The organism is Anaerovirgula multivorans (assembly GCF_900188145.1).
GTDB classification, from domain to species: domain Bacteria; phylum Bacillota; class Clostridia; order Peptostreptococcales; family Natronincolaceae; genus Anaerovirgula; species Anaerovirgula multivorans.
In genome coordinates this window covers 48,527-70,576 of record NZ_FZOJ01000017.1, presented here as the reverse complement: position 1 = coordinate 70,576, position 22,050 = coordinate 48,527, and the positions used below count along the sequence as shown (strand labels likewise).

At 34.7% G+C, this 22,050-nt stretch carries 24 protein-coding genes and 1 pseudogene; all 25 read left to right on the top strand.

Annotated elements, in window-relative coordinates; all coding sequences use genetic code 11:
• The first annotated feature begins 22 nt into the window (after positions 1 to 22).
• Positions 23 to 226, top strand: a complete 204-nt coding sequence (locus CHB72_RS16005; RefSeq protein WP_089283886.1) for a hypothetical protein — start codon at positions 23 to 25, stop codon at positions 224 to 226.
• A 12-nt stretch (positions 227 to 238) separates the two neighbouring features.
• On the top strand, positions 239 to 472 hold the full coding sequence (locus tag CHB72_RS27075; protein WP_207652583.1) for a hypothetical protein: 234 nt from the start codon (positions 239 to 241) through the stop codon (positions 470 to 472).
• 74 nt (positions 473 to 546) lie between these two features.
• Positions 547 to 738 carry a hypothetical protein gene (locus CHB72_RS27070; protein ID WP_207652582.1) on the top strand — a complete coding sequence of 64 codons (192 nt, stop codon included), beginning with the start codon at positions 547 to 549 and terminating at the stop codon, positions 736 to 738.
• A gap of 30 nt (positions 739 to 768) precedes the next feature.
• Positions 769 to 1,743 (top strand): DUF7669 domain-containing protein, encoded by a 975-nt coding sequence (locus CHB72_RS15995; protein WP_089283885.1) that lies wholly within the window; start codon positions 769 to 771, stop codon positions 1,741 to 1,743.
• 41 nt (positions 1,744 to 1,784) lie between these two features.
• On the top strand, positions 1,785 to 2,459 hold the full coding sequence (locus tag CHB72_RS15990; protein ID WP_089283884.1) for a YaaC family protein: 675 nt from the start codon (positions 1,785 to 1,787) through the stop codon (positions 2,457 to 2,459).
• Between the two features lie 102 nt (positions 2,460 to 2,561).
• A complete protein-coding gene (locus CHB72_RS15985; RefSeq protein ID WP_089283883.1) occupies positions 2,562 to 2,795 on the top strand; it encodes a hypothetical protein in 234 nt (77 codons plus the stop codon).
• Positions 2,764 to 3,102: a hypothetical protein gene (locus CHB72_RS15980; protein ID WP_089283882.1), complete on the top strand. Its 339-nt coding sequence runs from the start codon at positions 2,764 to 2,766 to the stop codon at positions 3,100 to 3,102. The genes CHB72_RS15985 and CHB72_RS15980 overlap by 32 nt, the downstream gene beginning before the upstream one ends.
• A 17-nt stretch (positions 3,103 to 3,119) precedes the next feature.
• Positions 3,120 to 3,707: a hypothetical protein gene (locus tag CHB72_RS15975; RefSeq protein WP_330397059.1), complete on the top strand. Its 588-nt coding sequence runs from the start codon at positions 3,120 to 3,122 to the stop codon at positions 3,705 to 3,707.
• The gene (locus CHB72_RS15970; RefSeq protein WP_089283881.1) at positions 3,708 to 4,193 is read left to right on the top strand and encodes a hypothetical protein; all 486 of its coding nucleotides are present in this window, start codon (positions 3,708 to 3,710) and stop codon (positions 4,191 to 4,193) included.
• Between the two features lie 127 nt (positions 4,194 to 4,320).
• Positions 4,321 to 5,196 (top strand): hypothetical protein, encoded by an 876-nt coding sequence (locus CHB72_RS15965; RefSeq protein WP_089283880.1) that lies wholly within the window; start codon positions 4,321 to 4,323, stop codon positions 5,194 to 5,196.
• Positions 5,193 to 6,581, top strand: a complete 1,389-nt coding sequence (locus tag CHB72_RS15960) for a hypothetical protein (protein ID WP_089283879.1) — start codon at positions 5,193 to 5,195, stop codon at positions 6,579 to 6,581. Before CHB72_RS15965 ends, CHB72_RS15960 begins: the two co-directional genes overlap by 4 nt.
• A 10-nt stretch (positions 6,582 to 6,591) precedes the next feature.
• The gene (locus CHB72_RS15955; RefSeq protein ID WP_089283878.1) at positions 6,592 to 7,074 is read left to right on the top strand and encodes a ParB/RepB/Spo0J family partition protein; all 483 of its coding nucleotides are present in this window, start codon (positions 6,592 to 6,594) and stop codon (positions 7,072 to 7,074) included.
• 276 nt (positions 7,075 to 7,350) lie between these two features.
• Complete coding sequence (locus CHB72_RS15950) at positions 7,351 to 7,944, top strand: type IV toxin-antitoxin system AbiEi family antitoxin domain-containing protein (RefSeq protein WP_176431414.1); 594 nt, start codon at positions 7,351 to 7,353, stop codon at positions 7,942 to 7,944.
• Positions 7,941 to 8,780, top strand: coding sequence for a nucleotidyl transferase AbiEii/AbiGii toxin family protein (locus CHB72_RS15945; RefSeq protein ID WP_089283876.1), 840 nt, complete (start codon positions 7,941 to 7,943; stop codon positions 8,778 to 8,780). Before CHB72_RS15950 ends, CHB72_RS15945 begins: the two co-directional genes overlap by 4 nt.
• A 227-nt stretch (positions 8,781 to 9,007) precedes the next feature.
• On the top strand, positions 9,008 to 10,849 hold the full coding sequence (locus tag CHB72_RS15940; protein ID WP_089283875.1) for a recombinase family protein: 1,842 nt from the start codon (positions 9,008 to 9,010) through the stop codon (positions 10,847 to 10,849).
• A gap of 57 nt (positions 10,850 to 10,906) precedes the next feature.
• The gene (locus CHB72_RS15935) at positions 10,907 to 11,773 is read left to right on the top strand and encodes an AlbA family DNA-binding domain-containing protein (protein ID WP_242975161.1); all 867 of its coding nucleotides are present in this window, start codon (positions 10,907 to 10,909) and stop codon (positions 11,771 to 11,773) included.
• A gap of 32 nt (positions 11,774 to 11,805) precedes the next feature.
• Positions 11,806 to 12,231: a putative DNA binding domain-containing protein gene (locus CHB72_RS27420; protein ID WP_242975160.1), complete on the top strand. Its 426-nt coding sequence runs from the start codon at positions 11,806 to 11,808 to the stop codon at positions 12,229 to 12,231.
• 54 nt (positions 12,232 to 12,285) lie between these two features.
• On the top strand, positions 12,286 to 15,204 hold the full coding sequence (locus CHB72_RS15930) for a TOTE conflict system archaeo-eukaryotic primase domain-containing protein (protein WP_089283874.1): 2,919 nt from the start codon (positions 12,286 to 12,288) through the stop codon (positions 15,202 to 15,204).
• Positions 15,205 to 15,307: 103 nt separating this feature from the next.
• Positions 15,308 to 16,984: a hypothetical protein gene (locus CHB72_RS15925; RefSeq protein ID WP_089283906.1), complete on the top strand. Its 1,677-nt coding sequence runs from the start codon at positions 15,308 to 15,310 to the stop codon at positions 16,982 to 16,984.
• Positions 16,985 to 17,026: 42 nt separating this feature from the next.
• Entirely contained in the window at positions 17,027 to 17,290 is a 264-nt protein-coding gene (locus CHB72_RS15920; RefSeq protein WP_089283873.1) for a DUF6429 family protein, read from the top strand.
• Between the two features lie 528 nt (positions 17,291 to 17,818).
• Entirely contained in the window at positions 17,819 to 18,067 is a 249-nt protein-coding gene (locus CHB72_RS15910) for a hypothetical protein (RefSeq protein WP_242975159.1), read from the top strand.
• A 250-nt stretch (positions 18,068 to 18,317) separates the two neighbouring features.
• Positions 18,318 to 18,659 (top strand): tetratricopeptide repeat protein, encoded by a 342-nt coding sequence (locus CHB72_RS15905; protein WP_089283871.1) that lies wholly within the window; start codon positions 18,318 to 18,320, stop codon positions 18,657 to 18,659.
• A gap of 820 nt (positions 18,660 to 19,479) precedes the next feature.
• A complete protein-coding gene (locus tag CHB72_RS15900; protein ID WP_089283870.1) occupies positions 19,480 to 20,526 on the top strand; it encodes a virulence RhuM family protein in 1,047 nt (348 codons plus the stop codon).
• A 667-nt stretch (positions 20,527 to 21,193) separates the two neighbouring features.
• The gene (locus tag CHB72_RS15895; protein ID WP_330397058.1) at positions 21,194 to 21,406 is read left to right on the top strand and encodes an ATP-binding domain-containing protein; all 213 of its coding nucleotides are present in this window, start codon (positions 21,194 to 21,196) and stop codon (positions 21,404 to 21,406) included.
• Between the two features lie 488 nt (positions 21,407 to 21,894).
• Positions 21,895 to 21,972: pseudogene (locus tag CHB72_RS28305) on the top strand (hypothetical protein); the annotation flags it as partial.
• Between the last annotated feature and the right edge of the window lie 78 nt (positions 21,973 to 22,050).

Sequence of the window (22,050 nt, the reverse complement as noted above, 5' to 3'; positions counted from 1 at the left end):
GAAGTGCACAGGGAGGTTGTGAATGAAATTTGGAATAAGGATACCAAGTATAAAGAAGAGAATTACAGCAAGAACAAGCATCAAAAGGCAAGTGGTTCATAGAGCAGGTCTGAAAATGCCACGAGGATATGGATGGGTTAGAAATCCGAAGAAGTATGCATATAATAAGGTTTATAATAGGACGTCTTTTGATATTTTTAATATTTTAAAGAAGTTGTTTAAATAGGTGGTGAACTGAATGAGTAAAAGAATTGAAAAAATGCCTGATCGGATTATGGGTAGAAGTTTAAATTATAAAGTCATACCAACAGTATGCAATCTGAAAAACATGCTGTCAAAGTTAATGGATGTAAATGGAGATTTTAGACAGCTGAAGCAATGGGAAAAGAGAAGTTACAAGGCATATAATATTGACGACATTAAGCTAAATATATTAAATTCAAATCAAAGCAAAGCAATTGGCCGACTCTGATTAGAAACCACATCTTAACAGGTGATAAGAGCACGTTTGGTGCAAGTTGTATTGATGTTTATCTGGTTGCCTATGTGGCAAATGAATATGGCGTTGGCAAAGATGTTTTTACTAAGTACATATTTGATAATGAGATCACTGATAAGATGAATTCAGTTAATGCTATATGGACTGTCGGTAAAGGTGATGGTGTATATCTAGGAGTTCTTAATGAAGATGGTTCGATAAAGGATATTGAATTTATAGAGAAATGGATTGCAAGGTAAGAATCGAGCAACATATGTGGAGGTGTTTCTTTGGGATTATTTAGACTTAATTATACAAAAGAAGATTTGTCTGATGGCTTTATGGAAAAAGCCAATAAAGAGCCTATTGATTATGAGAAAGATTTCGAGAATTGGCTAGAAAATAGTCCCCATGTACTATTTGAAGACGATTCATCAACCATTATGTGGATAGGGCGTCAGGTGTCGACAACTTCATACGAGACAACAAAGTTTCCAGATCTACTAGGGATTGATTCTAATGGAGATGTGGTAATTTTAGAACTTAAAAAAGGACGAACTCCAAGAGATGTAGTTGCCCAAATATTGGAATATGCAGCATGGGCATCGAGACTTACGTATGAAGACTTAAATGTATTAGCAATGAAGTATTATGACCGTGATGTTCAGTATCAAGGTATGGAATTGAGAGAGATTCATCAATTAGTATTTTATCCGGATGATGAAATGATAAAACTTACAAAGTTTAATGAAAACTTGAGATTGTATATTGTTGCAGAGGAAATCACAAAAACAGTTCGTGATGTTGTTAGATATTTAAGTGGTAGTGGAAATATTGACATTAACTGCATGAAATATGAAGTTTTTAAAGCTGGTAATGGTGAATTTTATATTAGTACTGAAATGGATAAATCAAATATCCCTATTTCAAAATCAACAAGTCTTAGAACAAATAGCACAGGATGGAACGGAGAAATTCCTGTAAAGCAAATAGTAAAAACTGCTGTTGATATGGTATTAGAAAGTAGGACAGATGGCATATTCACTGCAAAAGAAGTTATTTCACAAGTTATTACTCAATATTCTGATTGCAACAAAAGTACAATTCGATGCCAACTTTATGCAGATTGTGTAAATCACAGTTCTAGAAAACATTATAAAGGTGGTCAGTTGGATTTATATTATTTTGTCGGAAATGGACGGTTTAGATTATTCAATAGAAACAAAGACGGTGAGTGGAATGCTGATGGAGAAAAAATCGAATAATTAGTTAATCACCTTTACGAGGTAAAACGGTAAAAAAGTGGATGGATTCTATCGGAAAAAACACAAATGAATATCCTAATAAGAAGCCTAAAAGCATTTCAGATCTTAATAATATTTATTCATGTAGCATTATTCAACTTTTTGCAAGGATACCAGAATTGGAGATTATATTTGGTCATATAACTAATGAAAGATTTAAATGTATTGAAGTGGTTCATGATATGTCGGGTAATAGGTTTACAAATAATAACAAATCATACCATGGAACTTATTTACTATTAAGAGATATGACTTATGAAATAACAGCTGAAGAGATACGTAGTCTTCCATTTAATTTTAAAGAAGTGCAATATGCTAGATCAGAAAATGATGGTTTAATGTATAGGGTGAGGTATGATTGCAAAGAAAATGAATCATGGTACGAATCGTTGCCACTCCACAATAGTCCATTTGTGAGGCATCGTCTGCTTTTTCCAATTTTTCTGGATCTTTATGAGTTTAGAATTATAGCTACATGCCTACTATATGCGTTATCGATTATAGTAAGGTATCGACCAAGCATTTGGATAGATATTATTACAGGCAAAAATGAAAAATATTTGGTCATGATTGAACAGTTTTTAGATTCGGTTGAAAGAGTAATTCCTGAAGATTTCTTAAATAGAATATCAGGAAAAACGATTAGAGTGAGACTCACAGGTTCTATTTACGCTTAACTTACAAAAAACTATATTTTAAAGGAACAAGTTTAAAGTCATTTCTAGATCTAGCTGAATCATTCTGGGAATCTGAATCATTGTTTTTTAAGGAGAGATGAAATGGCAATTAACTATAAAAAATGTCCAAATTGTGGTTCGACTAATGTTCTTGGTATTTTATATGGAATGCCAACACATGAAGCCTTTCTAAAGGCTGAAGCAGGTGAAATAAAGCTGGGAGGTTGCTGTATAACGGGCAGTGATCCTGAGTATTATTGTAAAGATTGTGAACATGAGTGGAATAAACAACAGGCAATTGATTATGAATATAACCAAATGTGGCGGTTATTATGAAGTAGAAATCAATTTGATAAGTAGAAAATTGACATGGAAGCATTCTGGTGGAGGAAACGAAGAAACTTATACAAAAGTGCTTCGGAATACAACTGCTAATAAGCTGATTGAAGAGCTTAAACTTATTGAGTTATTGAATTGGAAGTCTAACTATGTAGATCCACATATTCTTGATGGAACCCAGTGGAGTATTGAAATCGTTAGAAAAGGACGAAATATTAAGAAACATGGATGTAATATGTATCCAGATGGGTGGGAACGCTTTTGTGAAATTATTCGACAAATTTCTGGGAGGAAGTTTGAATGAATCAAGGAGGGATGTCAATGCTAGAAAAAGCAATACTTATAGCAACTAATGCCCATTATGGGCAACTAGACAAGGGTGGACAACCCTATATATTACATCCTTTAAAAGTTATGCAAAGCTGTAATTCAGATTTAGAAAAAATATGTGCTGTCTTACATGATGTTATTGAAGATACGAATATATCATTAAATGAGTTGAGAGAAGAAGGCTTTTCAGAGGAAGCTTTGGTAATCTTAGATTTATTGACGAAAAAAGAGCAAGAAGATTACAGGACATTTATTGATAGAATAAGTAAAAATGAAACAGCATGTCGAGTCAAAATTGCTGATTTGCAGGATAACATGAATCTTTCACGTATTAAAAGCCCAAGCATAGAAGATAAAAAACGAGTAGAAAAATACATGGATGCATTCGAAAGATTACATGGGGTTCTATATCCTGAAAAGGATAATATTGAAGACTACTATGAAATTGAGATTAATGGTTGTGTTACACTTCCTAAAATTGTAACTGAAGATCAATTCTATGAAAAATTCATTGGGTTTATTGAAACAAATCACTGGTATTTTGGTGGTGGAATTAACATAGTTGAGGAGGACAAATAAATGGGTACATTCACAGCACAAATTTTAATAGGACACGATCACCGATATGGTGGTGGTATAATTCCGAGTCATGCAGCATACTTATCTGAAAATAGCAGGCCAGCGTGGATATTAAAGAATCTGGATTTATTCGAAGAAGGGAGTGAATCTGAGTTTATTAGATGGATTTCAACGGTTAATAATATGTTAGATGATGCCATGTTGTTAATAGGTGTCCATGTGATTAAAGATGAAGCTGTTATCAAAGCGGCAAGAGAATTTTGTAAGGTTGATAATTTGAATGATCTTGAGTTATATGAAGCCTTTAACCCTGAGGATTTACAAACACTTTATGAGCTTGTTAGAACTACAAGAATTGAGTATAGTATTGCTGTAACTGTATTTAATGAGTCTCACATTATCAATCAATATAAGACGCTAGATCAGTACGAGTGTAGAGCAAATGTATTTACCGTTACCCATAGCAATTATAAAAATAGGGAATAAATACCTCTATCTGGATATGAAAAATTTATAGCAGAAATGTAGTAAAAGCAACAAATTGTAGATTCGATAATGCAAGTGAACAATAGTTGAATCAATATAGAAAAAAGCTATTTAAGGAGATTTTCGTATGTCTAAAAAGAATAATGAAGTACAATTTAATGAAGATCAGTTAGTAAATTTATATGGCATTCAATTTGCAATTGCTTATGCAGATGGAGAATTAGATAAAGATGAATTGAAAAAGATATTTGAAGTGATGGATATTACAGGATTTTCTCTTGAGGGGAAACAAAAAGTCCAAACTTATTTCTTACAACCTCCAATTCTTGAAGAAATAATATCTGAAATGAATAACGACATCAATGAAATTAAGTACACTGCCTATATGAATGCCATCGAAGTGGCAATAGCCAATGATGATATTTCTCAACTTCAAGAAGTAGAGTTAAAAAAAATCAAGGAGTCATTTGATATTACAGATATGCAGGCTGAGAAAATGAAAGAATTTGCTATAAAAGCAAAAGAAATTGCAGAAAGAGGAATTGATGATAAATATGCAGCAGATGCTTTAAAATCAGGCGTTGCTGGTCTAGGTGCTGTGGGAGTACCAGTTGCTGCTGTGTATTTTAGTGGTAGTGTAATTGGATTGAGTGCCGCAGGAATCACTAGTGGATTAGCGGCTGTGGGATTGGGGTTTGGAATGATACCAGGAATTGGTGTTGCAATAGTGCTAGGTGCAGCTATTTTTATTGGGTTAACAAAGTTGTTTGATGTTGGTGGTAAGAGAAAAAAGCAAAAGCATCAATTTCAAAAGGAACGCAGAGCTCAATTAATAATACAAAACCTTCAAGACACCATTAACATGCTATTAGATAAGCTAGAAAAATTAGAAGAGAAAGCAAAAGATGCTGAAGCAAATAAAGAGGCGATAAAAAAGTTGCAAGATGTTTTGAAGAATTTACGTCAAATTCAAAACTCTAAGAAACGTGAGGTTCACGCATGATTTCAGAAAAAGAATTAAAAGACTTGGAAGTGATTTTTACATCACAACAGCATATGTTGTCTACTATTCATACAAGAGTAGAATCAGTTGAAAAGAGCTTTGAGGGATGTGATGAAACTTCTCGGGAAGTGGGACATGCTCAAAAACTATTAGATGAAGTTTTAGCGGATATTGATTTGTTGTCAAGCGATGACTTGGACTGCCTAGATAATATAGATGCCGAAATTGCTAATATTTATACAACTTATCAGAATCAATTAGTAAAAGAATATTCTAGGATTGAATTTACAGATTGGGATCACTACCTAAAAAAATGCATGATTTTTAATTTAGAGAATGATCTTGAATTATTTACTCCATATGAGTCTTTCTTGTGTGAATCAGATTTAAATAAAATAAAATTGGAAAGCTACAAAGTGCAATATAAATGGGATCAATGGGATTATTTATTTGTGGGGTTAGCTGGATTTTTAGCTGCAGTAGTCGATCATTTCATTGTTGCAATACCTAAAGATATGACTAGTGGAAAATATATAGGACAAAAAGGAAGTAGTTTAACTAAATGGTTACAGAGCTTAGAGTTACCTGAATGGTTACAGAAATGGCTTGAAGAGACTGCTAAAGTACCTTATGATAACACTGGTGGTTCGAGTCACCGTATAGATACGCCGGGTCATGACCCGATTTTAGGTTTCGTTTTTGGTATAATAGATATAATTAGAGGATCTTCTACAACCATGAAAAATGGTAAGATTAATATTGTGACAGGTGTTGCAGAAGGCAAAGGATTACTTGAGGCTTTAGTGTTGCAATTGCTACATTTATTATCAGATGTCGCAACGAAACGTGGGCTTCCTGCTCCGTTTGCGTCAGTGTTTAGATTATTGGATGTTGGTTCTTTTAAAAGAGAAAATGGTAAAACTGCTACAATAAGTCAGCTTATGGGGTGGATGTATCATCATGGGTATGATATGCGCCACTTTGTTACCATGTCAACAACACCTGCTACTATAGAAATAATTTTGCGGATGTATATCTTAATAAGAACGTTCACCGAGGGTGAAGAAAAAGTTTCAAATATCTCATCAAACCCTAAGTATCGTTCAATGTTATTAAGTGCACACGCAATTGCATCAGCTTCAAATGTTGGCAAGGTTTACTTAGGGGCAGGAAATCCTCTTGCTATAAATTATGCTGAGTGGTTAGCCTTACTAAGGTACTTAGTTCCTAGCATAAAATATTGGGTATTTGATAGAAGTAGATTTGAAATTGAACACATGGAAAAAATCTCTGACGACGAATGGTCTAAGCTTTTAGAAAATGGCACTAATCTCTTGGAAAAAACTTTTGAAAGTGATGCTGATGCAGTAACCTTAAAAGAATAGTGGTGATGTTATGATTGATAAGAAAATAAATAGAAAACTAGACGTCAGTTTTAATAGAAAAAATTACGTATTAGAACCAGGTGATGAATATTTTCCGAACGGTATATTTAAATTTCATATAACAAAGCTTATTGAGTTTATTGATAAGTTTCCAGAAAAATTTCAAATTGTCGAAATTGATGTTAATGAGTATCATAAGTATTTTTGTAATGAGGATATGAACTCTGATTATATTAAAGCAGCTGATTTAAAGAGACCGGTAATATTAGCTGAAATTGCTCCGGATCGATTACATCATGGATATCCTTCTATATCGAATGATTATTACTCAAGAGGCTATAATTTAATTGATGGGCATCATAGATTGGCTAAAGCAAAGCAAGAGGGACAAGAGCACCTTAAAGCATATGTTATTCCTATGGAGCAGCATATTGATTTTATGTATGAGGGGTTTGATGCCTACGTTGAATATTGGAATTCAAAGCTTGTATAGAACTGTCCAATAGTTCGGACTGTTCTCTTTCTTTATCTTGACATCGAACGTGTGTTCGATATAAAATATTGACAAGCCCTTTTTATGGCCCTAAAATCAACGAACAAATCAACGAACAAATAAAAAGCTGATTACTATGATGGAATATGAAAAAATCAAGCTCTTTATAAAGAAAAAACATAAGATTGGCGTCTATTCTATGGAGTTGCAATAGTCTTTACAAATATACTTAAATAGTATATAATATAAGTATATTTGTAAAGTGGGGTGATGGTCATGAATTACCTAAAAAAATTAGAAGAGCTAATTGAACAACGACACGGTACTATTTTAAGTTCGGATCTTGATAAATATGAAATTCCAAGAACATATCTCTCAATGTTGGTGGCTGAAGGTAAACTGAAAAGAGTAGATAGAGGGATTTATGTCTCGACCGATGCTGTTCACGATGAAATGTATGCAATGCAAAATAAATATCCTAAACTTATTTTTTCACATGAGACGGCACTTTTTTTACACGGACTGTCAGATAGGACACCATTTGAATATTCAGCAACTGTACCTAGTGGATATAAAGTAGTGGAGAATGTTTCTGAGCGAGTTAAAGTTTATTACATCAAGAAAGATTTACATGAATTAGGAATAATCGATGTAAATACCCCATTTGGTAATCCTTTAAAAGTATATAACGTTGAAAGAACAATATGCGATATCGTCCGGAGCAGAAGCCGAGTGGATATTCAAATATTAAATGAAGCTTTGAAGAGATTTGTAAAATTGAAGCGGGCAGATTATTCTCTACTTATGGATTATGCTAAAGAACTTAAAATAGAAACAATTCTAAAGAATTACTTGGAGGTGCTACTATGAGTCGTAAAGCCATGAGTTTAAAGGCAAAAATTAGAAACCTTGCAAAGAAGAAACATATGTCTGCTCAAGTTGTTTTGCAGAACTATATGTTTGAACGATTTCTTGAAAGACTATCAAAATCAGATTATAACGATAAGTTTATCCTGAAAGGCGGGATGTTGATTGCTGCACTAGTTGGCATCGATAATCGAGCAACAATGGATATGGATGCAACGATTAAAAATTATCCAATTAATAGTGACTCGTTGACGAAGGCCATTAATGAAATATGTTGTGTAGAAGTCAACGATGATGTTGTATTTTCATTCATGGGGATTGATTCTATAAGGGATGAGGATGCATATGGTGGATATAGGGTAAGTATACAAGCGGATTATGACACGATCATAACACCAATGCAGATTGACATTACGACAGGTGATGCCATAACACCCAAAGAAGTATTGTATTTGTTCAAGATGATTTTTGAAGAAGGCACCATTGGCGTGTGGGCGTACAATATTGAAACGGTGCTGGCTGAAAAAGTTGAAACCATACTAAGAAGGGGAGAGTTAAATACTAGACCAAGAGATTTTTATGATGTCTACATTTTGACTAAAACTCAGAACTTTGATGATTCGGTTTTTATGGAAGCTTTAAGAAAGACCACAGAACATAGAGAAACCACGCACATCTTCAATGATATTGAAAAAAGAATTGAAGATCTTCAAAAAAGTGACTCATTGAAATCGAGATGGATGAAGTACACTAAAGATTATAGATATGCAGAAGATATTTCCTATGATGATGTAATTAATGCATTAAGAATGTTGATAGAGTTTATATCTAGAGCCTAAGATTATTCTTAGGTTTTATTATTTTAACAATTACAAATATACGCATATTAAGCTCAATATAAGTATTATTGTAGAAAATAAAATAAAGCAGCCTTCTTAAACTGATTTAAGTTTTGAGAAGGCTGCTTTATTGTGCAGGAAAATAAAATAAACGAAACATGGTCTTTTAAGAAAGGTCATGCTAGACTCACATCATCGCAAAGATATTGAAAAAGGGAGGAAAACCTATGTCAAATGTAAAGGTAATTGAACCGAGTAAAAGTTCAAGGAGACAAAGAAGTCGCTTCATTGAAAATCAAATGAGAGTGGCGGCTTACTGCCGTGTCAGTACAGATTCTGAAGAGCAAAAAACAAGTTATGAGTCCCAAGTACTTCATTATAGACAACTGGTTGAGACAAAGCCAGAGTGGGATCTTGTAGATATTTATGCTGATGAGGCGATATCAGGAACTCAGACAAGCAAGCGTATGGAGTTTCAGCGTATGATCAATGATGCTGTTGATGGAAAGATTGACTTGATTATTACAAAATCCATTTCAAGGTTTGCAAGAAATACGCTGGACACCTTGAAATATGTTCGACTTCTAAAGGAAAAGAATGTAGCCATCATGTTTGAAAAAGAAAACATCAATACCATGACCATGAATGGTGAGATGCTTTTGGTCATTTTAAGTTCATTAGCACAACAGGAGAGTGAATCTATTTCAGCCAATGTTATCATGGGACTTAAAATGAAAATGAAACGTGGTGAGATGGTTGGTTATAATGGCTGCTTGGGATATGACTATGACCCTGAAACAAAGAGCATTTCTATTAATGAAGAAGAAGCTGAAATCGTAAGGTACATTTTCAATAGATATGTTGAAGGAGCTGGTTGCTTTGTTATTGCAAAGGAATTGACAAAATTAGGATACAAGACAAAAAAGGGAAGCATTAGATGGCATGAGAGCACTGTTAGAGCAATGATCAAGAATGAGAAGTATAAAGGCGATCTGTTACAAGGAAAAACTTTCACTGTCGATCCAATAACCCATAGAAGATTGGACAACATGGGAGAGCGGGAGAAGTTCTACAAAGAAAACAATCATGAGCCTATCATATCAGATGAGATGTTCGACCGAGCCCAAGAAATCTTAAGAATGCGAAGCAGTAGGTATAATACAAAACATGATTCGAGAAAATTCAGTAGAATGCATGCTTTTAGTAGTATGTGTGTTTGTGGCTTCTGCGGAGGTACTTTGATTAGAAGAATTTGGCACCATGGAACGAATCACGAAAAACCAGCATGGCAATGTGCCAAATGCATAAAAGAAGGACGTAAAGTTTGTGAGCATTCAAAAGGCATTAAAGAAGAAATGTTGGAAGAGGCATTTGTCACAATGTATAATAAAGTACAGAAGCTATTTGATACAGATATTGATGAATTTTTAAATAATATCGAAGAAGCTTTAGATGTGAATAGTCTCAGAGATGAAGTAAAAGATCTAACAATTCAAATTAAGAAATTAGAAGAGAAATCTCAAAAACTGTTAGATATGCGGCTTGAAGAGAAAATCACTGAGCCAGATTATAACAAGAAGCATCATGTAATTGAGAAAGAATTAAATGAGTTCAGGGATCAAAGAGAAGACAGATATGAAACACTTCAAGGTGAAGAATCCATCAGTACTCGAATCAAAGGTTTTAGAAACGCTTTTAACCATGAACTCAAGATGGACCAATTTGACCGTGATATTCTTGATAACTTTATTGATAAAGTGATCGTAGGTGGAAAGGATGAGGACGGTAATCCTATGCCATATGCTTTAACTTTTGTATTTAAAGCAGGTATCAAATTCAGCGATGATTTCTATGAAAAAGTTGCAGAACTGGGGACAAAAATGGAAACTGAAATTTTGTCCTCTTACGCAAAATACGATGGAAAGCCCGCGGTTACTTTCGCATCAAACACCGCATGTGGAAATTTGCACATTTTTATCGAGGAAATAAGTGAGCTAATTATTTCATCGCCCTTACAGAATGAAGGAACAGTTGAAAGCTTAATAATGGAAAATTATAGGATAATATGATAAAATCATTTTTAAGGATATTTAATATAAAGTATAAAGAAAGTGGTGATTACCAACATGAGTGGCTTTCAGATAAAAGAAACCAATAGAATCGAGCTAAAACGTGAGTTGAATGATAAATTGGAAAAGGAAGTGGTTGGTTTCTTAAACTACCATGAGGGTGGCACCATTTATATTGGAATAGATGATGATGGCAATTTGATTGGACTTGAGAATGTGGATGACGTTCAGTTGAAAGTGAAGGACCGGATTAAAAACAATATTATACCATCAACATTAGGTCTATTTGATGTGATATGTGAAACAAACAAAGGCAAGAGCTATATTAAAATCAATATAGCAAGTGGTCCTGAAAAACCATATTATATAAAAAAATATGGAATGTCACCAAAAGCGTGCAGCATCCGTATTGGCAGTTCAACTGAATCAATGTCTCATAATACGATTGAAGAACTGTTTGCGGGACGAACAAGGAATTCTATTGGGAAAATTAAGTCTCCAAAGCAAGAATTAAGCTTTGAACAATTAAAAATATTTTATGAAGAAAACGGATTTTATCTAAATGAGCATTTCGTCAATAATTTAGAATTATTAACGGATGAAGGCAAATATAAGTATGTTGCTTATCTGCTTGCCGATGTAAACGGCACATCAATCAAAGTGGCAAAATATAGTGGTGATGATAGATATGAGCTGATAGATAATAATGAATTCGGATATTGCTCGTTGATAAAAGCAGCTAAGTGCGTATTAGATAAGTTGGAAGTGGAAAATCGAACTTTTGCAAAAATAACTTCAAAAGAAAGAGAAGAAAAAAATCTTGTAGATAAAATTGCGTTGAGAGAAGCTGTGATTAATGCTATTGTTCACAATGATTACTCAAATGAAATACCACCTAAAGTAGAAATTTTTCAGACAGGATAGAAATAACTTCATCGGGTGGTCTGGTTCAGGGAATGACGGAGGAAGAGTTCTTCAGTGGTTATTCTGCTCCAAGAAATAAAGAATTAATGAGAGTTTTTAAAGATATTCATCTTGTAGAACAATTGGGTTCAGGTATGATAAGGATACTAAAGAAATACGATCCTTCAATTTTTACAATAACTCCAAACTTTATTAGAGTTGCTTTTCCTTTCTTAAATACAATAGAATTCACAGGTAAAGTAGAAAAAGGCGGATTAAATGATGGATTAAATAGCGGATTAAAATCCTTGTTTGACATAATAAAAAATAATCATGGAATTAAAGCAAAGGATGCTTCAAGTTTATTAGACAACCGTGCTATTAGCACAATAGAAAAGCAGATAAAGATATTGACTAATAGAGGGTTAATTGAAAGACGAGGAAGTAAAAAAGCCGGAGGTTATTATGTTATTGAATAATGAAGAATATGATATGAAGACATATGTAACAATCTGTATTTAAAAGGTGATGTTATGAACTTTGAAGAGTTGCTTGGAAAGTATGAAACAGTATTAGTTGAAAATAACAATTTAAAAGAAGAAATAAGAAAATTGAAAGCCAAACTCGGCATTGAAAACTCCAAAACTGCTCCTGATGAAATTTCTGAGCATAAATCTGAAGGTGAAATGTTTCAGCAGGAATCAATTGATCATATTTTATATTCAAGTATTAACAATATGTCAGATCCAGAGGAAAAAATAAAGATGTTTATGACACTATTTAAGGGTCGGGAGGATGTTTATGCAAAAAGGTGGGAGAATCCAAAGAAAGGAACTGCTGGCTACTCACCCTCCTGTTTGAATGAATGGAGACCAGGAGTGTGCGGAAAACCAAAGGGTAAATGTAGTGAGTGTTCCTATAAGGCATATGCAGTATTGAATGAAAAAGTTGTTGATAATCATTTGAGAGGGCGTAATAATTTTGTTGTAGGAATATACCCACTGTGTCTTGATGAAACCTGCTATTTTTTAGCCATAGACTTTGATGGAGGAGAATGGCAAAAGGATATTTCTGTACTGAGAGAAGTGTGTGTAGAATTTAATATTCCATTAGCCGTTGAACGCTCACGCTCAGGCAAAGGAGCCCACGGCTGGTTTTTCTTTAAGAGTCCCATACCTGCTGCTTTAGCAAGAAAATTTGGAAGTGCACTACTTACCTGTGCTATGAGTAAAAGGCATGAAATAAAGTTTGCATCCTATGACAGATTTTTTCCAAATCAGGATACCATGCCAAAGGGTGGTTTGGGGAACTTAATTGCTTTGCCTTTGCAAAAAGCTGCAAGAGAGAATAATAACAGTGAGTTTATCGATGAAAATTATCAACCGTATCCCGATCAATGGGCATTTTTAGGAGCTATTCCAAAACTCTCTGAAGATAATATTGAAATACTGATATCAAAACTATGTCATGGAAACGAACTTGGCGTATTAATAAAAGATGAAGAAGACCAAAAACCATGGGAAATAAGCAAATCTAAATTATTGAAAAATGATTTCCCTAAGACTGTTGAAATTGTAAAAGCCAATATGATTTTTGTTCCGAAAGCAGGTATTTCTCAAAGAGCGCTAAATTATTTTAAGCGTTTAGCAGCCTTTAAAAATCCCGAATTTTATAAAGCACAAGCCATGAGATTATCAGTAAAAAAGCTACCAAGAATTATCTCGTGTTCTGACGAAACTGCAGAATATTTATGTCTGCCAAGAGGATGCGAAGCTGATTTAAAAGATGTATTTAAAGAACTGAATATAGATGCTGATTTTATAGATAAAACGAACTATGGCAAAAGTATTGACATTGAATTCAATGGGACTTTGAGAGATGAGCAGTTTCTGGCAATGGACAAGCTATTGAAATATGACAACGGAATACTTTCCGGAACAACGGCTTTTGGTAAAACCGTTGTAGCGATAAAGCTGATTGCTGAAAGAAAAGTTAATACACTTATTATCGTTGACAAAATCAATCTGGTCTCACAATGGAAAAAAAGACTAATGGAGTTTCTTACTATAAATGAAACTTTGCCAGATACAGATGCCGGAAAAAAGAGAGGAAGAAAAAAGGCAAAGAGCATCATAGGACAATTAGGTGCAGGGAAAGACAACTTGAGTGGGATCATTGATATAGCTGTAATGCAATCGTTAAATAGAATGGGTGAAGTAAAGGATTGTGTAAAAAATTACGGTATGGTTATTGTAGATGAATGTCATCATGTTTCAGCATTTAGCTTTGAAAAGATACTAAAAAGTGTAAATGCAAGATATGTTTATGGACTAACCGCAACACCAACAAGGAAAGATGGACACCATCCTATTATTTTTATGCAGTGCGGTCCTATACGGTATAGAGATGATGCAAAAAAACAAGCAGAAAAAAGACCTTTTGAGCATTATATTATACCAAGATTTACATCTCTACGAGCTCCCCTGGATAAAGATGAGAAAGATATCTCTATCCAGGAGTTATATGCCGAAATCGTTATGAACGAAATGCGCAATCAGCAGATTATAGATGATGTAGTAAAAAGTTATGAGAATGGTAGGAACTGCATTGTTCTGACAGAAAGAACTGCACATGTCAAATTACTTACAAAGAAACTGAATGAGAGAATTCCTGACGTGATATCCCTTATGGGTGGAATGGGTGCAAAGAATACCAGAGAAATTCTCGAGCGAATAGCAAATACACCTATAGATAGGCAGTTGACTTTAGTGGCTACGGGTAAATATATAGGGGAAGGGTTTGATGAACCACGTCTTGACACATTATTCTTAGCCATGCCCATATCATGGAAAGGTACTTTGCAACAATATGCAGGACGCCTTCACAGACTATTTGAAAATAAAAATGAAGTACAAATCTACGATTATGTAGATATTCATGTAAGGATGCTTGAAAAGATGTATAATAAACGGCTTACCGGATATGCTTCAATTGGATATAAAGCGAAAGGTGAAAGTATTGCAACAGAGTCAGTAGATATTATTTTTGACAAAAGCAACTTTTTACCAGTATATACAAATGATATTGTGAATGCAGCGAGAGAAGTTTTGATTGTAAGTCCTTTTATTACGAAGAAGCGTACTTTACAGATGATGCAATACCTGGGAGTTGTATTAGGAAATAAGGTGAAAGCTATCGTAGTGACCAGACCGCCTGAGGATTTTAAGGACAAAGATATGACTGTTCTGCAATCTATGATTGAATTGTTGCAAGATGCTGGAGTCATTATGGTTTTCAGATCAAATATCCACCAGAAATTCGCAGTTATTGATCAAAGAATCATATGGTATGGTAGTATCAATCTATTAAGTTTTGGTAGTGCAGAAGAAAGCATTATGAGACTTGAAAGTCCTAATATTGCAAATGAGTTGATAAAGAGTATAGAAAAATAATTATTTTCAATGAGCTTACCATTTTCTTTGAGAAGTTTCTTTAAAAATATCAAGCTTTGTTAGTTGACAATAGGGCTTGGAAAGAAGAGAGATGAGAAAAGCAATGAATTATAATGAATTTATGAAAGCAGTTGATGAAAAACTATCGTCTATGTCTGAAATGGAAAAAACTGAATGGATACATAATATGGCTCGAACTACGAAAGAAAATCAGAGAATTATATTTTTAAACTCCTTAACCATAAAACAAGATTATTGTCCGGATACTTCTATAAAAAAGGAGATAAAAGAGCTAGAAGACTGGTGTAGAAAAATAGAAGATGCAGAAATCTATTTTGAGTGCAGCGGTTATGAAGAGTATGGAGAAAGCTATTGGGGTAGCGATTATACTTATGAGTATTCTGATATTTTTGAAATAGGAAAAGAACTTTCTAGAGCATTTCAGATTGCGGAAGACTTATTACACCAAAAAGAATATCAGCAGGCGGCAGCATTATATGATTTACTTTGCAGTATAACTTTTTCGGCATTGGATAGGGATATTGAAGAGTTGAGTGAGCTGGAGCTGGAGGAGCTTGTAGAAGAAAAATTGGTAATTCTAGATTTAAAGCGTATTGCTCTAAATATGATGTATGCAAAATATCAGGTTACTGAAGGGGGAGAAAGAGCAGCTGCACTGTACCGGTATCTTTCATGGAACATGTGTAAAAACATAAAAGTAGAAGAAATGCTTACGATAGGACCGGAAGAACTTAAAGGGATAGACAGATTTATGGAGGATTGGATTTCTTTTCTTAAAAATACAGATGGCGACCTGGCGGGAGGTTTTCTGTCGGAGGCATGTATATATCAGGGGGGTATCAGCCGTCTATGTGAAGCAGCCAGAGAAGTATGGGCGAGGCATCCGGTTTTATATCAACATGCTTGCAAGTATTTGCTAAATGAAAAAAAGGAGTTTGAGTGTGTGAAGCTGGGAATGGAGGCTATCAGTGTATTGCCTGAAAAGCTGATTATTCGGGGAAGCATTGCAGATCTAGCTGCAAAAGCTGCTGCACAGTTGGAAAACACTGATATAATTAATCAATGCTATGAAGCCGCTTTTTATTCTGAATCAACGCTGTACCATTATTTACGGTTATTTGAGCTTTCGGATTACCAGAATATAGCGGATAGAGCGGTGCAGCATGCAAAAACACTACCTGAGAATTCTATGTGGGAAGGATATCATAAAAATAAACAGATGATGTTGAATAGTCTTCCAAAGGAACATAAAGAGCTTCTACGGTTTTTTAATAGAGAATTTGATTATATTTATGAAGATTGTAAAAAAGATAGAACGACATTAGGTTGGAGCAGCAATTTTAAAGGAACTATAGTACCACTTTTTATTTTGTTATTAGACAAGAATAAAAAGCTTACAAAAGCTGGTCAACGATTGATAGATGGAATAGAATACAGACTGCGGTTCACTGAAGAACATACAAAAAGCTTCACGGATCAATTTTTAGACTGGAAAGAAAAAGTAGTTCTAAGAAATGAACAATATGAAAAGTATATTGCGTGGCTGAAAGAAGAAGTAGATAGAAGGACTGAGGCTGTTGTAGGGGGAAATCACCGGAAAAGCTATTATAAGGCAGCTGTACTGATAACAGCATTAGGCGAAACATTGGAGTCAAATGGGAAGTTACATGGAAGAATGCTTACGATAGAACACTATAAAAAAATATATCCCAGAAAAAGGGCATTTAAAGCAGAATTTGAGCAATTAAATGAGGAATAAACGAATAAATGGTTATTCCGCTGCATAAAGGAGAGATTTGAAATGGATAAAACTAACCCAGAAAAAGCAATTAAAGAATTGACTATACTGCTGATGTATTTAACAAGATTTAATGAAGGAGACCGTTTTGGCTTGAGCTTGGATATGGCTTGGAAGGGATATGATTTTGATATTATTAATGAACTGGATAAGGAAGATTATATCCGGCAGGGCAGCCATCGATCCAAGTCTGTAGCAATTACAGAAGAGGGGATGAAATTAGCAAAGGAATTATTACATAAATACAACATATTGGATTGGAAGTAGAAAAAAATATAGAGATTGGTATCGAAACAATAAAAATATGAAAAGTAAAAAATCTCGCTAAAGTGCATCCGCACCAAAGTCATAACGCATGGTCGTCGCGAGTGTTGAGAAGGTGAAAGCTGATGATTAGAGGGTTTGGAGCAATTTGTCAAGAAGAGAATGATAGACAACCCTAAGTACACGGATATCTTATGTTATAATGCTAATAAGGAGTATATGGAAAAGTATCGGATACTTATTGAGACCATAAAAGAGTCTATACAACTGACAAGAGAGCAAGAAGAATTTTATCTAAAAGGTGTGAGGATGAAATAGGGCACAGGGGTAGCTATCATAAAGCAGCAGGATTGCTGATCAATGGGTGAGACCTTAGCAAACAGGAAAAAAAGCAGGAGGGGATGGTTTTAATAGAGATATATAAAAGTAAATATCCGCGGCATACTGCTTTTAAAAGCGGGGTTACCCAGGCATTACAAACGTCCGGATTATTTGCCAAAAGCATACCGCGAAAAGGGGTAAGGTAAAAAAATGAATAACATTAAATTAAAGCAAAAGGTACATTCAGTAGCGTATGATATTCTTAAAGAAAAAATTTATATAGCACCTGTTGATATGCTGATGGGTATCGGTGTATTATCTGCAAAGGATTATGAAAACTGGCAGTTCGGTCGTGTACCGTACCTGGAGAAAGTGTGTAAAACCAGCTTGAGCAAGCTGGCATTAATAATAAAAGGACTTAGAGCATTCGCACGGCAGAATCATTTAAAGCCCTCCTGAACAGCATATAATCGGTGGGGCGTAAAAGGCAAAAATATTCCTTTGCGCTTTAGTAAATCTGGAGTTTCAAGCATAGAAGAGGCGTATGCTACACATTATGTTGTCAGCACCAAAAGAGATATAGAAGTTGATTGCAGCAAGGAAAAACCTGAAGATAAGGGGTATGGACAGATACATGAGGAAAGATAACAAGCTAAAATATTTGAGAGGCTGAAGAAACAATATAGAGATGAATTTGAGGATTATAAAGTTGAAGGAAATATGGGGAAATGAACATGAATATAAAGACGAGTATGACGACATGGAAGAATGGGAAGCTGAGGCTGATTTCTTTGACAAGAGAGATTGGAAGGGTTTGGTAGAATACAGGCGTCAGAAAGCTGAAAATCATTCAGATGCCCCTGATTATCAGTGGAGTCTTGGAGAGGCGTATGTGCGAAATAAAGAATATGAGAAAGCAATAAGCTTTTTAGGTGATTTGCATAAAAAATATCCTGATGATCTGAATATTCAGCACAGTTTGTTGGATGCTTTATTTGCAATTGGAAAAGATGAAACAGTCGTAAACTGGATATTAAGCCTAATATTCTGAGACTTGACAAGGATACTTTAAATTATTGCCATAATTTTTGAAGAAAAAGAGAAAACCAAGAACTGTTCATAGTTATACCTGGAATTTTATATCGAGGGTTACCTGACATTTAATGATAACCAGCTGATGGCTTTATTACATTCTGATAATAGATTTTCGCTTACGGTGAGCAATGTCGACAGCTACGACAGCTTTATAAGTGTTAACAGGAAAAAGTGATAAGCAATGAAAAGAGGTCATTACTATCCATGTGGTGAAAATCGACAATACTGATTAAATGACACGGATGCCGTAGTGGGATATGTGGAAAGACAAAATGCAATTCATCAATTCGAAAAGAAAAAATGATCTACTCTCATGAAACTATATTGTTTTTGCATGATTTACCGAGTCGTGACCTTGTAGCTTATTGTGTGACTGTGCCAATAGGATATAATACAAGTAAATTAAACCAGGATGGATGGATTGTGCATACCATTAAAAAAGAACTTTTTATCTCGGTATCTATACCAGACAGACCGCTTTTAGGAATGACATTAAAATATATGATATGGAGCGTACAATTTGCGATATTTTGAGGGATAGAAATAATCAGGACATTGTGGTAGTATCGAATGCACTCAAAAAATACACTAGCAGACAAGATAAAGTTATAAATAAGCTGATGAAATATGCTGGGCTTTGCAGGGTTGAGAAAATTTTAAAAAACTATCTTGAGGTATTGCTGTGAATATATAAACCATATCGAATTCGATAGGTTTAAAAAGAAGCCGAATATAATGCTTATGTACTATCGAAAAGTCGAATGGAGGTATCCGGCATGAAAGAAAATGATAAAAAAAAGAAGAATTCTTTACAGATAAGGAATAGCACGGCTGAGTTTTTAATATTTACTTCACAAGCCAACGAGAATACAATAGAGGTTCGTGTTGAAGATGAAACGGTTTGGCTTACACAGAAGTTGATTGCCGAGCTTTTTGGTGTGGATGTAAGAACAATAAATGAGCACCTTAAAAATATCTATGCTGAAGGTGAATTAACAGAAGAAGCAACTATCCGGAAAAACCGGATAGTTCAAAAAGAGGGAACCAGAGAAGTAAACAGAGATGTTCTGTTTTATAATCTTGATGCCATCATATCCGTTGGCTACCGTGTGAATTCATTGAGAGCAACGCAGTTTAGACAATGGGCAACAGGCGTGCTGCGAAATTTTGCAATCCGGGGATATGTGCTGGATAAAGAGCGGCTAAAAAACGGTACTTTCTTAAACGAGGATTATTTTGAACATTTGCTTGAAGAAATCAGAGAGATTCGGGCAAGTGAAAGAAGGTTCTATCAGAAGATCACGGATATTTATGCCACCGCTGTTGATTATAATCCGCAAACAGAAATAACAAAGGATTTTTTTAAGACTGTTCAGAATAAGCTACATTTTGCAATTCACGGTAACACAGCTGCGGAGATTATATATAATAGAGCCGACAGTACCAGGGAGCATATGGGACTGACAACATGGAAGAATGCTCCACATGGTAAAATTGTTAAAAGCGATGTTTCTATTGCAAAGAACTATCTGACAGAAAAAGAAATCAAATCCTTAGATCGATTTGTGACGATGTATCTTGATTATGCAGAAAGCCAAGCTGAAAGAAATATCCCTATGACAATGGAAGATTGGGCTAAGAAGCTAAACGCATTCTTGCAATTCAATGAAAAGGATATATTAGAGAACGCAGGAAAGGTGATGGCTGCAATTGCAAAGGAATTTGCAGAGAGTGAGTTTGAAAAATACCGTATCATTCAGGACAGGCTCTTTCAGTCTGATTTTGACAGATTACCAAATAGCATTAAGAATGATGAAGAGTAATAATTGACTATTTATATTATAAAAACATCTGTATAACATATACAACGCATACAGAGATCTGCTGCCTTCTTAAACGTGTATAAAGCGTTGCAAATAAAGGAATTATGGCACATTTACAGTCGCTATAAGTCGTGAGACCCTTGAGGAGATAAAAAAGATGACATAGCTTCTAAACAAAGAGAGACAAACTCATATTTCTAATTATTCATTCGGGAGCTGACGGAACAGATATTGCAGATATGGGAACGGGTGTTCATATCAAAGGTTGCTTCTTCCATTTCCATAGATGTCATTATCTTCAAACTTCATACTTAATTCAAAACCAAGGGGACGTTTTGTTCAAAACCAAGGAAACCAAGGGGACGTTTTGTTTGCCATGCACGATGCCATAACGTCAAAAATGGCAGAACAGGGCATCTTTTTCAAAACCAGTTTAAAAATGAACCACAGTCAATACAGACAAATATTTTCTTGTAGTACTGCAATATATTCATCAAAATCCAATAAATGCAGGAATAGCAAAAGAATAGAAGACTATAGGTGCTTAAAAATATAAAAGAGACAACGGGAGCAAGCAATAGGCAATTATCAAGGGTACTAAAAATAGGAAGAGGCCTATTAGATAAGATCAAATAATCTAAGGCAAACAAAACGTCCCCTTGGCTTCTTGTTGGTAATACCAGCTTACCTTGCTAAAGGATTAGAATTTGATGTGGTGCTTATATATAATGCAGGAGATGAAAATTATGCTTGTGAAGAAGAACGGCTGCTGCTTTATACAGCCTGTACCAGAGCGCTTCATGTTTTATGCATATATTTTTCAGGGGAGATCACACCATTGTTGAAGGAAGTAGAACAAACGGGAATGAAGGATATGTAGAAATTCTGGACTAGAGACGATAGACATTTCTTCTTATACCAAATGTGAAGATTAAAGGCCAATCGTTCAGGGGGATTTCTCATACTGAAAAGAATTGAGGTATTATATTCATGGGAAAAGATAAGAAAACTTTAAATACAAATCTTCTGCTACTATTACTTGGAAGATTTGTATCCGATACAGGGAGCGGCCTGCAAAAGGTAATCATGCCACTGTATATCATCGACGTTGGAGGTTTGGCAGCCACTGTCGGTCTATTTTCTTTCCATCTTTAATGCCAGCGCTAATGGTCTACCCCTTGGTTTTTTGCCTACTATTTCCTTCTTATAATCTTTGGTGAATTTTTTATTATTACTCATGCTGTAACACGTCCTTTCTAAGTTTATAAACTGACGTAGCTAAAGATATAGGTGTTTTTACCCCCATAAGTATTAGAAGATGGATAAAGCACATGGAGAAGAGGGCTTCTCTTTATATAGAAACCCTGGTATAACTCTAAAAGAAGTCATAGTAGTTTAGACTATATGTCACCTATAGAATATGAGCACTATCATAGACAAAAGTAAGCTCTAGAAGTTGGATCTTCGCTTCTAGCAATCCATAGGATTGAATTAAATATGGGACGATTATCTATAGTATTTTTT

Bases quoted from the DNA above. Each gene is read 5' to 3' on its own strand.
- CHB72_RS16005 (WP_089283886.1), top strand. From the start codon at position 23: ATGAAATTTGGAATAAGGATACCAAGTATAAAGAAGAGAATTACAGCA.
- CHB72_RS27075 (WP_207652583.1), top strand. From the start codon at position 239: ATGAGTAAAAGAATTGAAAAAATGCCTGATCGGATTATGGGTAGAAGT.
- CHB72_RS15990 (WP_089283884.1), top strand. From the start codon at position 1,785: ATGGATTCTATCGGAAAAAACACAAATGAATATCCTAATAAGAAGCCT.
- CHB72_RS15985 (WP_089283883.1), top strand. From the start codon at position 2,562: ATGGCAATTAACTATAAAAAATGTCCAAATTGTGGTTCGACTAATGTT.
- CHB72_RS15980 (WP_089283882.1), top strand. From the start codon at position 2,764: ATGAATATAACCAAATGTGGCGGTTATTATGAAGTAGAAATCAATTTG.
- CHB72_RS15975 (WP_330397059.1), top strand. From the start codon at position 3,120: ATGCTAGAAAAAGCAATACTTATAGCAACTAATGCCCATTATGGGCAA.
- CHB72_RS15970 (WP_089283881.1), top strand. From the start codon at position 3,708: ATGGGTACATTCACAGCACAAATTTTAATAGGACACGATCACCGATAT.
- CHB72_RS15965 (WP_089283880.1), top strand. From the start codon at position 4,321: ATGTCTAAAAAGAATAATGAAGTACAATTTAATGAAGATCAGTTAGTA.
- CHB72_RS15960 (WP_089283879.1), top strand. From the start codon at position 5,193: ATGATTTCAGAAAAAGAATTAAAAGACTTGGAAGTGATTTTTACATCA.
- CHB72_RS15955 (WP_089283878.1), top strand. From the start codon at position 6,592: ATGATTGATAAGAAAATAAATAGAAAACTAGACGTCAGTTTTAATAGA.
- CHB72_RS15950 (WP_176431414.1), top strand. From the start codon at position 7,351: ATGAATTACCTAAAAAAATTAGAAGAGCTAATTGAACAACGACACGGT.
- CHB72_RS15945 (WP_089283876.1), top strand. From the start codon at position 7,941: ATGAGTCGTAAAGCCATGAGTTTAAAGGCAAAAATTAGAAACCTTGCA.
- CHB72_RS15940 (WP_089283875.1), top strand. From the start codon at position 9,008: ATGTCAAATGTAAAGGTAATTGAACCGAGTAAAAGTTCAAGGAGACAA.
- CHB72_RS15935 (WP_242975161.1), top strand. From the start codon at position 10,907: ATGAGTGGCTTTCAGATAAAAGAAACCAATAGAATCGAGCTAAAACGT.
- CHB72_RS27420 (WP_242975160.1), top strand. From the start codon at position 11,806: ATGACGGAGGAAGAGTTCTTCAGTGGTTATTCTGCTCCAAGAAATAAA.
- CHB72_RS15930 (WP_089283874.1), top strand. From the start codon at position 12,286: ATGAACTTTGAAGAGTTGCTTGGAAAGTATGAAACAGTATTAGTTGAA.
- CHB72_RS15925 (WP_089283906.1), top strand. From the start codon at position 15,308: ATGAATTATAATGAATTTATGAAAGCAGTTGATGAAAAACTATCGTCT.
- CHB72_RS15920 (WP_089283873.1), top strand. From the start codon at position 17,027: ATGGATAAAACTAACCCAGAAAAAGCAATTAAAGAATTGACTATACTG.
- CHB72_RS15910 (WP_242975159.1), top strand. From the start codon at position 17,819: ATGAATAACATTAAATTAAAGCAAAAGGTACATTCAGTAGCGTATGAT.
- CHB72_RS15900 (WP_089283870.1), top strand. From the start codon at position 19,480: ATGAAAGAAAATGATAAAAAAAAGAAGAATTCTTTACAGATAAGGAAT.